The organism is Furfurilactobacillus milii (assembly GCF_021654115.1).
Lineage (GTDB): Bacteria > Bacillota > Bacilli > Lactobacillales > Lactobacillaceae > Furfurilactobacillus > Furfurilactobacillus milii.
On sequence record NZ_JAIWJF010000009.1, the window covers coordinates 1 to 16,196 of the forward strand.

At 44.4% G+C, this 16,196-nt stretch carries 12 protein-coding genes; all 12 read right to left on the reverse strand.

Annotated features, from left to right (window positions below):
- Positions 1-581 precede the first annotated feature (581 nt).
- A complete protein-coding gene (gene lysS / locus LDK34_RS10600; RefSeq protein WP_420871572.1) occupies positions 582-2,069 on the reverse strand; it encodes a lysine--tRNA ligase in 1,488 nt (495 codons plus the stop codon).
- 77 nt (positions 2,070-2,146) lie between these two features.
- Positions 2,147-3,160: a tRNA dihydrouridine synthase DusB gene (gene dusB, locus LDK34_RS10605; protein WP_161002332.1), complete on the reverse strand. Its 1,014-nt coding sequence runs from the start codon at positions 3,158-3,160 to the stop codon at positions 2,147-2,149.
- A 12-nt stretch (positions 3,161-3,172) separates the two neighbouring features.
- Complete coding sequence (hslO, locus tag LDK34_RS10610) at positions 3,173-4,057, reverse strand: Hsp33 family molecular chaperone HslO (RefSeq protein ID WP_178942107.1); 885 nt, start codon at positions 4,055-4,057, stop codon at positions 3,173-3,175.
- A 139-nt stretch (positions 4,058-4,196) separates the two neighbouring features.
- Positions 4,197-6,320, reverse strand: coding sequence for an ATP-dependent zinc metalloprotease FtsH (ftsH, locus tag LDK34_RS10615; protein WP_178942106.1), 2,124 nt, complete (start codon positions 6,318-6,320; stop codon positions 4,197-4,199).
- 216 nt (positions 6,321-6,536) lie between these two features.
- Entirely contained in the window at positions 6,537-7,082 is a 546-nt protein-coding gene (gene hpt, locus LDK34_RS10620) for a hypoxanthine phosphoribosyltransferase (protein WP_161002329.1), read from the reverse strand.
- Positions 7,075-8,460, reverse strand: a complete 1,386-nt coding sequence (gene tilS, locus LDK34_RS10625; RefSeq protein ID WP_178942105.1) for a tRNA lysidine(34) synthetase TilS — start codon at positions 8,458-8,460, stop codon at positions 7,075-7,077. The genes hpt and tilS overlap by 8 nt, the downstream gene beginning before the upstream one ends.
- Before the next feature lie 242 nt (positions 8,461-8,702).
- Entirely contained in the window at positions 8,703-9,221 is a 519-nt protein-coding gene (locus LDK34_RS10630; RefSeq protein WP_161002327.1) for a S1 domain-containing RNA-binding protein, read from the reverse strand.
- Positions 9,222-9,329: 108 nt separating this feature from the next.
- On the reverse strand, positions 9,330-9,713 hold the full coding sequence (locus tag LDK34_RS10635) for an FtsB family cell division protein (protein WP_161002326.1): 384 nt from the start codon (positions 9,711-9,713) through the stop codon (positions 9,330-9,332).
- A gap of 155 nt (positions 9,714-9,868) precedes the next feature.
- Positions 9,869-10,144: an RNA-binding S4 domain-containing protein gene (locus tag LDK34_RS10640; RefSeq protein WP_017260487.1), complete on the reverse strand. Its 276-nt coding sequence runs from the start codon at positions 10,142-10,144 to the stop codon at positions 9,869-9,871.
- Between the two features lie 52 nt (positions 10,145-10,196).
- The gene (locus LDK34_RS10645; protein WP_236941826.1) at positions 10,197-11,816 is read right to left on the reverse strand and encodes a putative polysaccharide biosynthesis protein; all 1,620 of its coding nucleotides are present in this window, start codon (positions 11,814-11,816) and stop codon (positions 10,197-10,199) included.
- Positions 11,817-11,818: 2 nt separating this feature from the next.
- Complete coding sequence (gene mfd / locus LDK34_RS10650; RefSeq protein WP_236941827.1) at positions 11,819-15,355, reverse strand: transcription-repair coupling factor; 3,537 nt, start codon at positions 15,353-15,355, stop codon at positions 11,819-11,821.
- Between the two features lie 29 nt (positions 15,356-15,384).
- Positions 15,385-15,942, reverse strand: coding sequence for an aminoacyl-tRNA hydrolase (pth, locus tag LDK34_RS10655; protein ID WP_178942102.1), 558 nt, complete (start codon positions 15,940-15,942; stop codon positions 15,385-15,387).
- Positions 15,943-16,196: the final 254 nt, after the last annotated feature.

Genomic DNA, 16,196 nt, shown 5'->3' on the forward strand with positions numbered 1-16,196 from the left:
TCTTGTTTTGTTGTTACTTGGTTATAAAGTGAATTGACTTCACAATTGTAATTGCTTCGAACTTTCGTTCAAAGACCCTACACATTTGATTCGTCGAAACGTTGTTCAGTTTTCAAAGATCTACATCATCTCATGTAATTGGTACATATCAGACGACTTAGTAATCATATCAATTTAAGTCTTTGTTGTCAACGATTAATTTGAATTAATTATTGACGTTTTTAAATTGGTATAGCTGTCATTTTGCGACTCACATTTAAGTGATCTCTTTTGACAACGTTATCTAGATTATCAGTTTCAGCTTTTATCGTCAAGCACAAATATCAATTATCATTTTTTTCTCATTTAAGCATTCAAATACACCGTTTGCCTCAGACGGATAGACCACAAAACGCCTGTGATGCGAGCCTGTTGAAAAACTAGATGGCTTAAAACCGCACTTAACATCTTACCACTACACCACTACGTTTTCCTGCAAAAAGGGGATGATCACAATAAATGTGATCATCCCCTTTTTAGCTCGCCGTTCGTCTATAGACTTAGCTAGTCACCAATACATAAGATCATGTATATGACTAAGACTATTCATTCTCACTATTATCCTCAGCGCGCATCGTTGGGAATAACAGAACATCGCGAATCGACGGTGCATCTGTTAATAACATGACCAAACGATCAACACCGATACCTAGACCGCCGGTTGGTGGCATGCCGTACTCTAAGGCCTCGACGAAGTCTTCGTCAATTAATTGAGCTTCGTCATCCCCAGCATCCCGTTCCTTAGCTTGTTGCTCGAAACGTTCGCGCTGATCAATTGGATCATTTAATTCAGAGAACGCATTCGCAAATTCATTTCCCATGATGTACAGCTCAAAACGATCCGTGAACCGTGGGTCATCTGGATTCTTCTTTGCCAATGGTGAAATTTCTACTGGATGGCCATAAATAAAGGTTGGTTGAACTAACGTGTCTTGGACTTTGTCTTCAAAGAATTGGTTAATAATATGACCAACAGTCCAGAACTTTTCATAGTGAATGCCATTTTTATCGGCCAACGCCTTTGCTTCATCCAATGACATTGGCTTCCAGAAATCAATACCTGTTACTTCTTTAATGGCGTCTACCATGTGGACACGTTTAAATGGCTTATTTAAATCAAGCTTTTGGTCCTGGTAAGTCACAACAGCATCAGGTGTTACTGCATGCGCAGCTGCCTTAAAAATACCTTCTGTTTCGTCCATGACATCATGAAAGTCCCAGTACGCCACGTACGACTCCAGCATTGTAAATTCAGGATTATGACGCGTGTCGATACCTTCATTACGGAAAACACGACCAATTTCGTAAACGCGTTCCATACCACCGACAATAAGTCGCTTTAAATGTAGTTCCAAAGCAATCCGTAAGTACAATTCAATATTTAACGCATTATGGTGTGTGACAAACGGACGGGCAGCCGCACCACCAGCAATGTTGTGTAACACTGGTGTTTCAACTTCTTGGAAGTCTAAGCCATCTAAATAGTGACGAATAGCAGTAATAATCTTTGTCCGCTTTTGGAAGCGAGCAAAGCTGTCATCGTTGGCAATCAAATCCAAATAACGTTGACGATAAATCTGCTCCTGGTTCGTTAAACCATGGAATTTATCCGGCAATGGTCGTAATGACTTGCTCAAGAAAGTAACTTCCTGTGCACGAACCGTCAATTCGCCCATATCCGTCTTGATGACATCACCTTTTACACCAATAAAGTCACCAATATCTGAACGTTTGAAAACATGATACATGTCTTCGCCAATCACATCTTTACGAACGTAAATTTGGATTTTGCCCGTACGATCCTTTAAATCCGCAAAACCAACCTTACCTTTACCTCGCTTAGAAACCATTCGTCCCGCAATGGTCACTACGTTAGCTTGAGACTCCAGCGTTTCCTTGTCTTCTTCACCAAACTGATCATGCAATTGTTGTGCTAAATGTGTCCGATCAAAACGATGCCCAAATGGTTCAATGCCTTCGTCGCGCAATTCTTGTAGCTTTTCACGACGAACCTTCATCTGGTCATTCATGCTTGCTTCTTGCTTTGCCAAATTAATCCCTCACTTCTGTCAATTTCTCACAAACACCATTCTACACTAAATAACCTTTAGCTACCGGCAATTTGTGAACTTTCACGAGCATCCCGCGCTGCTAGCTTATCCAAGAAACGATCGAAAATGTCGTTCATTTCTTCCTGTGTGTCGGCATTATTCAACGCTACCTTAGTTCGCGCCGAGTGAGAAATGCCTTTCAGATAATACGTAGCCTGTCCTCGGAACTCACGGGGGCCAACATGTTCGCCCTTTAGATCAACCAGCCGTTGCAGATGTTCTTTGGCAGTCGCCACTTTTTCAGCCGGCGTTGGTTCTGGCAAAATTTCGCCTGTTTCAAGATAGTGCGCCATTTGTCCCAATACCCATGGATTTCCTTCTGCAGCACGACCGACCATTGCTGCATCTGCGCCAACTTCTTCAATCATCTTCTTGGCATCTTGCGGCGTTTGGATATCACCATTCCCCATAAATGGAATATGGATTTCCTTGGCTACTTCATGGAGGACATTCCAATCTGAGTGTCCTTCATAGAACTGATACCGTGTTCGGCCATGCATAGCCAAAGCCGAAGCACCACCACGTTCAGCCGCTAATGCATTCTCCACCGCATAAATATGATCAGGATCCCAACCTGTCCGCATTTTAACGGTAACCGGCTTTTTGACCGCATCAGTCACATACGAGACCATCTCATACACCTTGTTAGGGTCAAGTAACCAACGAGCACCAGCATCCGTTTTAACTACCTTGTTAACGGGACACCCCATGTTAATGTCAATGATATCTGCTTCAGTATGTTGATCGACATATTCTGCCGCTTGAACCAACGTTTCCTTAGTGCCACCAAAGATTTGAATACTCATCGGGTGTTCGGCCTCTTCAACCTTCATCATGGACAGGGTTTTCTTATTCTTATACATAATGCCACGGTCAGAAATCATCTCACAAACGACGAGTCCAGCACCGAATTCTTTACAGATAAGTCGAAACGCCGAATTAGTCACACCTGCCATCGGTGCCACCACAATCTGATTCGGAATCTCAATATCACCAATTTTCCACTTCATCGTTTTCCTCCGCTACGCGTTCTTTTCGCTCAAAATCGTTTGTAGTTCCTGTTCACTAAACTGATATTTGTTACCACAAAAACGGCAAACTGCTTCAGCACCGTGATCCTCAGTGATCATATCTTTAAGGTCCTTGTCCGGTAAACTGGCCAAGTCTTTGGCAAATTTATCCTTTGAACAATCACATTGAAAACTAACGGGTACACGTTCCAAAACTTTGACCCGCTCCTTGCCAAACAGATCATTTAAGATATCTTCCGGTGTTTTACCATCACGGAGTAACTGTGACACTTGGGGCAAGTCCTTCAAACTGGTTTCAAGCTCTGAAATCGCTTTGTCGGACGCACCTGGCAACACCTGAATCATGAATCCGCCGGCAACACCGATGCTGTTATCCTTCTCAACAAAGACAGACACACCAACTGCTGATGGAATCTGTTCAGATTGTGCTAGATAGTACGTGAAGTCGTCGCCTATTTCACCACTGACCAAGGCAACTTGACCAGTGTACGGTTTATCCAAACCTAAGTTTTTGGTAACTGACAATGCACCATTCTTACCAACGGCAGCTCCAACATCAATATGTCCCTTATCGTTCAACGGTAGGTGGACATGGGGATTTACAATGTAGCCCTTAACGTGGCCATTGGCATCTGCATCAACCACAATCCCCTTTGCTGGCCCATCTCCCTGAACCTTGACAGTCATACTTTCCTGTCCCTTCATCAACGAAGTGGAAAGTAATAGTGTAGCGGTTAATGTACGCCCTAAGGCCGCCGAAGACGCACTCCATGTGTCATGTCGCTGCTGTGCTTCCGCAACAACATTGGTTGAGTTGACGGCATAAGCACGAAAATTACCATCGTCAATAATACTTTTAACTAAATAGTTAGCCATAGTTTACTCCTTGAAAAAATTCTGAAAGTTAGTATACCGCAATTACGTTAAAAACGTTAGTCAAACGCCAGTCTTCCATTTTCTAAAAACAAAAAGCACATTATCGAAAACAACCTAATTTCCGATAATGTGCTCATTATTATAACTGGTTGGAGTCTGAAGAATCATCGCTGTGATCTGCACTTGCAGCACTATTAGCTTGGCTGTTTGCACTCTCACTTGCAGATTGATCAGGTTGAGCAGAGTCTGAAGTTGACACTTCATGTTCTGCCGCACGTTCCTGTTCACGTTGTTGCAAGGCGCTCTTGGCTTGTTCAAATGTTGCCGCTTGCGGATTTTCATCTGCAGGCTGCGTCTCAGGCATTTTGCCTGTCTTGAACAAACTAAGGATTTGCTTTTCATCCAACGTTTCATACTTCAACAAGGCTTCCGCAATCAGCTTGTGCTGTTCACGGTGACTCTGAATGATGTTAACAGCTTCCGTGTAACCTTCTGTGGTTAAACGACGAACTTCTTCATCAATCAGTGAAGCCGTTTCTTGTGAATAATTTGGCTGTTGACCATATTGAGCCATCGCAGCTTGGTTTTCGCCTTCAAGTGCGACCATCCCCAATTTGTCACTCATCCCGTACTGAGTAACCATTGAACGAGCAATCTGTGTTGCCTGTTCAAAGTCATTCGAAGCACCAGATGATTCAGAGTTAAAGATGATTTGTTCAGCGGCACGACCACCCATTAAACCGGCAATCTGTTCGTTAGCATCCTTTTTACTCATCAACATTTGATCTTCACGTGGCAACATGATGGCATAACCACCAGCGCGCCCACGAGGAACAATCGTTACTTTATGAACCACACGTGCATCGTTAAGTACCAACCCAACGATTGTATGGCCTGCCTCATGGAAAGCAACGGTTCGACGCTCTTGGTCAGAGATAACCCGGTCATGTTTAGCCGGCCCAGCAATAACTCGATCTTCGGCCTCATCTAAGTCAGCCGCATCGATTTGAGTTTTACCACGACGGGCTGCTAACAAAGCAGCTTCATTGAGTAAGTTAGCCAAATCCGCACCAACAAACCCCGGTGTCTGTTTCGCAATTTCTTTCAAATCCACATTGGCTGCCAATGGCTTGCCTTTTGAGTGAACCTTCAGAATTGCTTCACGACCCTTAACGTCAGGACGGCCAACTAGAATCTTCCGGTCGAAACGACCAGGACGTAGCAAAGCTGGGTCCAAAACGTCAGAACGGTTAGTAGCCGCCATGACGATAACACCTTCGTTACCAGTGAACCCATCCATTTCAACCAACAATTGGTTCAATGTTTGTTCACGTTCATCATGACCACCGCCCATGCCGGTGCCACGTTGACGCCCAACGGCATCAATTTCATCGATAAAGATAATCGAGGGTGCACTCTTTTTGGCCTGATCAAACAGGTCACGCACACGACTAGCACCAACACCGACAAACATTTCAACGAAGTCTGAACCAGACATGGAGAAGAATGGTACGCCAGCTTCACCAGCAACAGCCTTCGCTAACAATGTTTTACCAGTACCAGGCGGGCCCTCGAGTAACACACCCGCTGGAATATGTGCACCCAGCGTGGTGAATTTATGAGGATCCTTCAAGAATTCAACAACTTCGACCAATTCTTGTTTCTCTTCTTCTTCGCCGGCCACATCACTAAAGCGAACGGTGTTGCTCTTAGGATCTGCAGGTTTAGCACGGGATTTCCCGAAGCTCGTGACACCGCCACGACCACCGGCACCGCCTTGACCTGCCTGACCCATCATCATGTAGAAGAAGAAACCAATCAAGACAATCGGTAAGATTAAACTAATCAGATTAATCCAGAAACCACTAGATTCTTCTGCCTTAGTGTCCATCTTTACGTTATGTTTAGCAGCGGCATCCGTTACCTGTTTTACACTTGCGTTATTTTCAAGAATAGAACTGGTAAAGCTCTTTGCCTTACTGGATTGATTGTTACCTAGTCCAAGTGCTGAATTACTGTTATTGGAAACTTTTTGAGCTTTCCGATACTCACCGGTAATCTTGTAAACACCACCAGCAGGTTGCACCTGAAAGTTCTTAATTTTGTTATCCTTTAAATTACGAACAAATTCACTAGAGCGAATATTCTGAGTCTGTGATCCGGAACTATTGCCAAAGAAGAAATACAAGATTCCCATAAATGACAAGAAGATCACGATCCAGAACAGGCTGTTGCGGACTGGTCCGTTTCGGCGTGTGTTCATACAGTGCCTCCTGACAGCATAATTCAGTATTTTTTGTCCAGAAAACTGAACTTAACGGGTTTATCCCCGTTGATGAATCATATCATAGCACAATTGACCTATCTTGACCAAACAAAAATAACGCTTATTTTCGCTTTTCCTAAAGTTTCTTGAGAACGCTCTCGCTGACCCTCAGTTCCACGGTCATTTCGGTTAACACACTATTTCTTATAACTATTAATTATCGTTCTCGTAGACTTCCGGTTTCAGAACACCGACGTACGGTAAATTCCGATAAAATTCTTTATAGTCTAGCCCATAACCAACCACAAATTCTTTCGGCAGTTGGAAACCGACATAGTCAGCCTTTGCCTCAACGACACGCCCTTCTGGTTTGTCCAATAAAGTACATACTTTGATGTCCTTAGCGTGACGTTCATTCAGCAAATCGATCAAGAACTTAAGCGTGCGCCCGGTGTCGATAATATCTTCCATGATAATAACGTTACGGCCCGCGACATCCGCACTTAAATCATGAATGAGCTGAATCTCGCCAGTTGAAGCCAGACCGCCGTGATAACTAGACACATCAATGAAATCGACCTCTGCCATAATGTCCATTTCCTTCATCACGTCGACCGTCCAGAGAATAGCGCCCTTAAGAACTGAAATCAAAATGGGGCGTTTGTCCCGGTAATCCTCTGTCAACTGCATCCCTAATCGGTGTGCGGCAGCCTTAATTTCTTCCGCACTATAGAGCGTTTTTTCAATGTCGTTATTCATGTTCCACTCCTTGCCTCAATCTCACGCAAATTTCGACTAACTGATGGTCCGGCTTTGTGACAGCTATGCGACGACCCACTAACCATAATGGCTCATTGTTGACCGTCGTCACAATCAACTGATGTGAACGCTCTTCCAATGGCACTTTTTGGTTGATCAATACTCGTCTAACTGATTGATGTTGACCATTCTTTAATGCCAACTGATCCGTGGCTTTAGCCTGTCGAATCAGCAGCGGTAATTCACTTGCGTCAACATGCAAATGTACGCTCAAAAAATTGGGTTGCATGGTGACTACTCGTCTTGCTTCAAACAGTCCCACTTGACACGTCCCTGTCACAGCCGTCCATTTGTTCAATGTTACCATAGTTTCCCGAACTGGTTGTTGCCGGGATGCGTTTTTTTGTTGATTATTATCAAACCGTTTAAAAGTGAATTCATCATACCGTCGGCACAGTTGCCAACCTGATCCCAAGTCAACGTTAAATTCGGACTTGGCAGACATTAGCGCAATAACGGCGTTATGCCAGGCAGCTAATTCGATTGGCGCTATCAGCGCATCAGTTACTCGTTCCGAAAACGCCTGACGTAGTAGCAACAGAGTTGGCATCGGGTGCCGTAATAAAGCATCAACAGAATGACCAATATCGACAAGTGCTAATGAGGCTTGCTGCTGTAAATATGTATTAACAGCAACTTGATCATTCAGGTTATTGGCAAAATCATGCTTGAACGACGGATTTTCCTTCGTTAACAACGGCAGAATCTGGTGGCGGAGCCGATTCCTTTTGGTTGTCAGCTGCGCATTAGTTTCATCTTCAAATGTCTGCAAATCTTGTCGACGTGCATAATCGCGGATGGACGCCTTACTAATGCCGAGTAAGGGGCGAATCAGGTCGCCTTTACCAAACGAACGTTTCCAAGCAATCCCCAACGGTTCTATCATGCTTCGACCTTCAATGAGCCGCATGAGTCCAGTTTCTGCCGTTTCATCTTCCTGATGTGCCGTTGCCAGCAATGTCGCATGATATTCTGTCATCACTTGTTCAAAAAAATCGTAGCGAAAACGGCGAGCCGCAGCTTCAATACCAGTATCGGGATGATCCTTTGGGAGCCAGTGGGCAACCACCAGTGGTACTTTAAGCTGTTTGCAATAATCTTTTAAAAAGGCTTCTTCCACATCACTTTGCTTTCGCAGTCGATGATTTACATGAGCGACCACCACGGATGGTCGTTGCTGAATTGGCAAATTCAAAAAAAGGTGTAGTAACGTCATTGAATCTACGCCTGTTGATACAGCAACAACCACCGTATCATCTGGCTGCCACAACTGATGTGCCTGATTCGCAGTCAAAAACTGCTGTAAAACTCGATCCATTGATTGACTCCTTTTAAGCCGGTCTGCAAAATCTTCATTCGTTAACTCATTCGTTAAATAGTTGCTTAATCGACACTCCCACTTGATCAATATGCAGGTCAAGTTGTGCACTAAATACTAAAAATGATCCCGTTCCCGGATTTGGGAATGGGATCATTTACGTCAAAACAAGTATTCATGATTTTGACATTTAACGTCAATCAACCAAATGCTCTTTATCACAAATGACTCGCTCTAAATTATTAGCTGCGACGGCCACCACGACCGCCACGCTTTCCTTCAGTATTATGTTTAAGTGTCGCAAGCCGCTGCTCACTATCTTTTAAGAAGCTAGCCATCATGCCATCAAAACTGTTATCAGGCTGATGGCCTCGGTTACCACCGCGACTATTACCGTGCTCATTGCGGCCATGATTGTTGCTGTGATTGTCGTGACCACCATTATGAAACTCGTGCCCTTCATGATTTTCGTGATGTTCATGATTCCCACCACGACTATGTTCACCATGAGATTGAGTCGTTGCAGGACGGTCTTCAGCAGCTTTCATGGAAAGGGCAATTTTGCCCTTTTCCATCGATAACACCTTTACCGTTACTTCATCGCCGACATTCAGAACATCATGAATATCTTTAATGTACTCATTCGAAATCTGGCTGATATGAACTAATCCACTCTGGTGTTCACCTAAATCAACAAACGCACCAAAGTTCGTGATGCCTGTTACCTTGCCAGAAACCTTGTTACCGACTTCCACTGCCATAAAAAAATATATCCTCCTGCATTAGTATGATGCATATCATAAAATTACCATGATTGTAACATAAAACAGTCGCGGACAAAGTCACTGCGGCTGTTATTCAACAAATAACTATTTAGAATTCTTCGGTAGATTGTAAACAATCTCACCATTCTTCGAATAAAGATACTTGTCACGAATCAATTGCGTAAGATAAGTATCGTTATGCAATTGTTTTACCTGCTGGTTAAGTTGACCATTTTTTTCATTTGCGGTTTTTAGTTGCCGGCTTGTCTTGGCATTTTCCGCATTAATCTGGTTAAGATTAGCGACATTTTTTTCGTATGCCCAAAAACTAAGCACAGCAATCACAGCAAACACCGCTATGATTCTTAAAGCACGCCGCCGACGACGGTGGGACAAATCATGTTGCTGCTGATTATGTTGACGTTCGCTTTCACGCAATCGTTTAACATAATCGTTATTCAGTTGATGAACAGATTGTCCGTTTTCCATCGTTTTTTGGCCACCTTGTCACAGATTCACTTTTTTCTAAGCAACTGTTTAAAGTATAGCAACGGAAAAATTGAATGTAAATGACAATTCCGTTACACATCAAGGGTTTAACTCCATCTTAATACGAACGTACTTTCGTTATGCAAGCGGCCGCCCTACTCCTGAGTGCGGTAATCCTTAGCATAGGTTTCAGACACAATCTTGTACATTTTTTCTGCGTCCTCTTTTTTTGTCGTCTCCAACAATTGTTCTACTTTTACCGTTAATGTTTTATTGCCAAATGCAATAACCAGTTCATCGTTAACATTCACGTTACTGGATGATTTGGCCTGGTTACCGTTAATTGTAATTCGTCCCTTATCAGCAATTTCTTTTGCCACTGGGCGCCGTTTGATGATTCGGGAAATTTTCAAAAATTTATCTAACCGCATCGTTAGTTCCTCGCTTTTCTTTATTTCGATTTATTTTTATCTCTCACAAGAATTAATTATTTTCAAACTGCACGATGATTTTCAATAACCGTTTGCCACCAGGTAGTGTGAGCCATTCACGTGTTGAAAAGAGCCGAGTCCACAAAGCCATGCCAACAAAGGTTATGACGCCAACGATGACACCAACTAGAGTAACCAAAATGGCGGATATTCGGCCCGGTTCCAACGACACTTGCAGTTGATTGGCAATAAAACCGGTGATGATGGCCATTACCAGGGTTGCTAATCCTAACTTGCGGACAAATCGACCCCCTGTTAACGCTTCACGCATTTCCGCTGGGCTGCCAAGCCAGATCACCACCAGCATGACAAACAGACTAATGACTGTCATCCAGCTGGCACCATTGATTCCAAACGAAATGACCGCCTGATAGTTGAATAGTGCCTTTGCCAACACTCCGGCCAATAAGGCCATTAATGACAAGCGGTACTGGTTCATGCTTTGCAAAATACTATTATACGTGCTGATTAAACTGGCGAAAACGATACTTAAACAATAAATGGCAAGCGCCATACTGCCTGTCATACTGCCAAACAAAACCAAGTTGATCATTGGCATTAACACGATCAATCCCGCAGTCGCCGTTACTGATAACGCTACACTAACATGAATCAATGTCGTCAAAGTTGTTTGCACTGCTTTTTCTCGTCGACCATTAAGTGCCGCACTCAATGTTGGCAACAATGTTGCAGAAAAGCTGGTTGCCACGACCAATCCCAATTGAATCAACGGCTGAGCTCGGTCATAGACACCTTTAAGTGACTTGGCACCAGCTTGCGTCATCCCTGCGCCAACCAAGCCACGTTTGACCGTGAATGAATCAACCAATTGAAGTAACAGGACAACCGCTGCAAACAGGCAGATTGTGCCACCCTCGCGCAATAATCTGCGAGCCAACACTAACCAATCATAGTCTCTTGACAGCGCGACTCGGTCTTGTTGGCCAAATAACTGTTGATAAAAAGGCACAAATACAATCAGCGCCGCTACTGCACCAAACAGCGCACCACTCATTGCCCAAGCACCCATGCGATACACAATCCAGTGCTGAGAAGCGGCCAACCAGGCAACCACAATGATAATGGCAACCCGCAGCACCTGTTCAACAACCTGAGAGATTGCTGTCGGTCTCATGTCAAAGAGCCCCTGTGCGTAACCGCGACCAACCGCCAGGCCTGGCATGAATAAAGCCATCCCCGACACTACTTGAATCAACGGAATCAACCCGCGATCACCCATCGCAACAGCAATTGCTGGAGCACCGAAAAACAGGAGTCCAAACAAACAACCACTAAAGACGGCTAAAATAATCAAAACCCGTTTGGCAACTTGACGACGAACCGCCGCCTCATCGATTTCGGCAATAAGCTTTGAGATAAATACCGGTAACCCGCTCAACGCAAACGTCATCGCGATTCCGTAAAGTGGGTACACTTGCTGGTAGACATAAAAACCAGTATTGCCGACCAAGTTTTGCAACGGAATCCGGTAAAACGCACTCAACACCTTTGCAATCAGCGCAGCAAAGGATAACAGTAAAGCGCCATTCACCAGCCCACGTGACTGCCGATGCCGTTTAGGGTGCGACGATGTGGCTGCTTGCTTGCGCATGGCTACTCCTTTCGTTCAGCCGTTGATGCCGTGGCTAATTCTTCTGCCCTATCCGCCAAGGCACTAACAAACGCAGACAGAGATGCTAACCACTGGGCCTCGGTCATCTTCGGTTGAATCACAAGTTTGACCATCATCTTACCATCTTCGTCACTGACTGTCGCCCGTAATTTAGTGCTAGCCAACGCTTTAAAAATATCTTCACCATTGAACAACACAGACCCTTGTTTGGACAAAGTCACGTTAATGTTGTCGTCCACACGCCGAATTTTACTGATCAGAGCTTGATCAGCCACCATCTTAAGGTGACCGATAGCTAAAAGATTGGCAACCTCAGTTGGATAATCGCCAAACCGATCAATCAAATCTTCGTCGACTTCCACGTACTGGTCTTCATTTTCCAATTCACGAATTCGTTTGTAAATTTCAATTTTCTGACGTTGATCCTCAATGTAGGTTGTTGGCAAGTATGCCTCGACACCTAGTTCAATCTCGGTGTCAGAACGAACCTTCACTTCTTTACCACGTTTCTTAGCGACCGCCTGCGACAACATTTGCGTATACAGGTCATAGCCAACGGAGTCAATAAACCCGTGCTGCTGCTGACCGAGTAAATTACCGGCACCACGAATTGAGAGATCACGCATGGCAATCTTGAAGCCAGAGCCTAACTCAGTGAAATCACGAATCGCTTCAAGTCGTTTTTCACTTTCTTCTGTCAGTACCTTATTCGGTTGATAAGTGAAGTACGCATAGGCCACACGATTACTCCGACCAATCCGACCACGCAACTGATAAAGTTGAGACAAACCCATTCTGTCGGCGTTTTCCACAAACAGCGTATTAACGTTGGGAATATCCACACCAGTTTCAATAATCGTCGTCGTTACAAGTACATCGTATTCACCACGAATGAAGTCGTAAAGCACACTTTCCAACTGGTTTTCACTCATCTTACCGTGAATATATGCAACCCGCGCTTCGGGCACTAGTTGCCGTATTTGTTCAACCACCCGCTCGATGTCGTCAACACGATTATGCAGATAAAATACCTGACCACCACGAGCCATTTCACGGGCAATGCCATCTTGTAACGCAGCCGGACTAGATTCCATCACGTACGTTTGGATCGGGTAACGATTGGCTGGCGGTGTTTCGATAACTGATAGGTCTCGTACACCAATCATTGACATATTCAGAGTTCGTGGAATTGGTGTGGCCGTCAGTGTCAAGACATCAACTGAAGAACGCATTTGTTTGATTCGTTCCTTATGTTTGACCCCAAAACGCTGCTCTTCATCTACCAATAATAAGCCAAGATCCTTGAATTCAACGTCTTTTGATAACAAACGGTGCGTCCCGACAACGATATCAATATCACCGGCTTTTAACTCAGCCAAGGTTGCCCGCATCTGGCTTGGCGTATCAAACCGTGACAGAATGCCAATTTTAATCGGAAAACCTTCAAATCGTGACACCATAGTATCGTAATGCTGCTGAGCCAAAATGGTCGTTGGTACCAAAAAGGCCACCTGACGCCCATCTTCAATGGCTTTAAACGCAGCCCTGAGTGCAACCTCCGTTTTACCAAAACCAACATCCCCAACTAACAGACGATCCATTGGCTTGTTACGTTCCATATCATGCTTAATTTCATCCGTGCTTCTAAGCTGGTCCGGTGTTTCCACATAAGGGAAGGCCGCTTCAAACTCCTCTTGATAGGCATCGTCCTTCGGGAAAGCATGGCCTTTTTGCGCTTCACGAGCGGCGTAAAGATCCACCAGTTCATCAGCAATGTCCTCAATCTTGCGAGCCACACTGCTTTTAGTCTTGGCCCACTCGGTCCCGCCAAGTTTATTGATGCGCGGAGTTTTGTCTTCAGATGAAACATATTTCTGAATCAGATTTAACTGGGTGACCGGAATAAAGATCTTCGCATTGTTTTGATAATCAATCGTGATGTAATCCTGGTGCACACCATCCACTTCCATGGTCTGCATGCCCTCAAAACGACCAATCCCGTGGTTGACATGAACCACGTAGTCACCCGGCTTCAATTCCGTGTAACTACGCAACCGCTCAGCGTTAGCCAAAGTCTGTCGACGTGCACGTTTTTTGGTCACCTTGGCAAACATTTCGGTTTCTGTAATGACCACCAAGTTAGCACTCGGTAATTCGAACCCACTTTGCAATGTAGCAGGCACAACCTGAACACTTTCCGGCGTCAAGTTAGTTGCCTTATCCAGCGAAGCGGCAATGCCAAAATCGTGAAGCGTATCGTTGACCTTACTGATCCGGTCCTCATTGTTGACCATAATGACAACCGTTTGCTTCTGTTTTTGCCAGCGTTCAACCTCACCCTTTAATACAGGCAACTGACCGAAAAACTTTTGCATTTCACGACTGACAAAATTTGTCAGCTTGTTAAACCGGACGTTACCCATCCCCTTCTGAAACAGTGAGAAGAAGATTTGTGGGCGCTTAACTTCCCTCACAACTGTTCGGAAATCTAGACTTAGGTCCTGATCAGGTAACATTTCGTGAGTTCGCAAACGGTCGGTGATCCAGTTGGCCTCGTCCTCATCAATACGTCGATCAGTATCTAGTAAACGACCATAGTCATCAACCAATACCACCGCATCTTTGGGCAAGTAATCCATCAGCCCAGCCGTTTGGTCATAAAATAAGTTCGCATACAGTCCTAATTCAGGGGTGGCACTCGGTGTCGCATCATCAGCTAGCAATACACTAAAATGAGCTAACAAAGCTTTCTTATCTTCGCCAGTCAACGATTCGGCCTGTTTGTTAACTTGCTTTTGCAGTACTTTCTTACCAGCAGCTAATTGCGCGTCACTGACCAAGAATTCAGTTGCCGGCAAAACCGTCACGTTATCAATCGTATCAATACTGCGTTGGTTCTCTGGATCAAACGTCCGCAAAGAATCCACTTCAGTGTCAAAGAAATCAATCCGTACCGGATAATCCGCATCCAATGGGTAAATATCCATAATTGAACCACGAATCGCGTAATCACCAGGCCGGGCCACTAACTGTTCGTGACCGTAACCCATTTGGTGTAACTGCGTTTGCAAGTTGGCCATATCATAGTTTTCGCCTGTTTCAATTACCAAACTAGCCTGCTTAAAATCAGCAGGTTGCGGCAAGAAACGCCGTAATCCGGCCAGATCTGTCACTACCATGACTGGCTGATCAGATTGTAACGCGTGCAAAGCCTGCACGCGCTCCGCCCGTGATTCTGGTGAACTGGTGGCAATTTCAGTAGCCAACATTTCTTCTGCAGGAAAATTGAAAACTTGGTTGTCAGGTAATAAATTTTGTAAATCATTTACCAATTGACCAGCATGAAATGCCGTATCCGTTATCATTAGCTGTGTTTGTTGTTGATCCATAAACATGGTCGCCATCAACAACGTCCGCGCTGAGCCGTTAATACCAGTTACTAATTGTCGTCCCATATTAGTTGCGGCAACAATTTGCTGATATTCGGGCGCACGGCGCATAAAATCCTGAATTTCCATAAATAACCTTTCTAGTAGTACGTGCTAATTTAATTAAATTCGTTCATTACTTCGTCAAACTTTGTTCCTTCAACCCACTTCTCAATTGCTGCTTGAGCTTCGTCCATACCACTACGAATACCAATCGTTTGAGTAGCAGTGAAGTGACCAAGTACATAGTCAACAACGCTCATTCGCGTTGGGTGGTCGATGCCAACACGTACCCGTTTAAAGGCTTGGGTACCAACGTAAGCAATGATGCTCTTAATACCATTGTGTCCTCCCGCGGATCCTTTTTGGCGCAAACGAATTTTGCCAATTGGCAAGTCCATATCATCATGGACAATCATGACATCTTCCAACGGAATGTCGTAATAATCCATTAACGGACGCACTGCACGCCCCGAATCATTCATGTATGTCGTCGGTTTAACCAGTAAGACCTTTTCACCACTAATCAACGTGCTACCGATCAGCGCTTCTTGTTTAGCGCGTTTGAATGTCACACCATATTCTTCCGCAACATGGTCAATCACCATAAAACCGACATTATGTCGCGTACGATCATACTGTGGTCCAATATTTCCTAAACCAACAATCATTTTCATTATTCAATAACCTCAATTTATTTGTAAACTTAACCAACGTTTGAAAACATGCAAAAGTGCTGGTAAATCACAATCACGTGATCTACCAGCCACTTTTGCGCATTGGTTAGTGTCATTAGCGCCTGCCTTGTGCGGCAAACGCCCTGCTCTTATCTAGGCATTAATTATAGCACAAACGTTGTCGTACCACACTCATTAGAACCTCATGACAAACGACTTAATCCTGTATTTCACAAAGTTCCCTATGATATAAT

What these genes read in the sequence shown, in the direction of transcription:
- lysS (WP_420871572.1), bottom strand. Translation starts at nt 2,069, where the DNA reads ATGAATGACCAGATGAAGGTTCGTCGTGAAAAGCTACAAGAATTGCGC.
- dusB (WP_161002332.1), bottom strand. Translation starts at nt 3,160, where the DNA reads ATGAAGTGGAAAATTGGTGATATTGAGATTCCGAATCAGATTGTGGTG.
- hslO (WP_178942107.1), bottom strand. Translation starts at nt 4,057, where the DNA reads ATGGCTAACTATTTAGTTAAAAGTATTATTGACGATGGTAATTTTCGT.
- ftsH (WP_178942106.1), bottom strand. Translation starts at nt 6,320, where the DNA reads ATGAACACACGCCGAAACGGACCAGTCCGCAACAGCCTGTTCTGGATC.
- hpt (WP_161002329.1), bottom strand. Translation starts at nt 7,082, where the DNA reads ATGAATAACGACATTGAAAAAACGCTCTATAGTGCGGAAGAAATTAAG.
- tilS (WP_178942105.1), bottom strand. Translation starts at nt 8,460, where the DNA reads ATGGATCGAGTTTTACAGCAGTTTTTGACTGCGAATCAGGCACATCAG.
- LDK34_RS10630 (WP_161002327.1), bottom strand. Translation starts at nt 9,221, where the DNA reads ATGGCAGTGGAAGTCGGTAACAAGGTTTCTGGCAAGGTAACAGGCATC.
- LDK34_RS10635 (WP_161002326.1), bottom strand. Translation starts at nt 9,713, where the DNA reads ATGGAAAACGGACAATCTGTTCATCAACTGAATAACGATTATGTTAAA.
- LDK34_RS10640 (WP_017260487.1), bottom strand. Translation starts at nt 10,144, where the DNA reads ATGCGGTTAGATAAATTTTTGAAAATTTCCCGAATCATCAAACGGCGC.
- LDK34_RS10645 (WP_236941826.1), bottom strand. Translation starts at nt 11,816, where the DNA reads ATGCGCAAGCAAGCAGCCACATCGTCGCACCCTAAACGGCATCGGCAG.
- mfd (WP_236941827.1), bottom strand. Translation starts at nt 15,355, where the DNA reads ATGGAAATTCAGGATTTTATGCGCCGTGCGCCCGAATATCAGCAAATT.
- pth (WP_178942102.1), bottom strand. Translation starts at nt 15,942, where the DNA reads ATGAAAATGATTGTTGGTTTAGGAAATATTGGACCACAGTATGATCGT.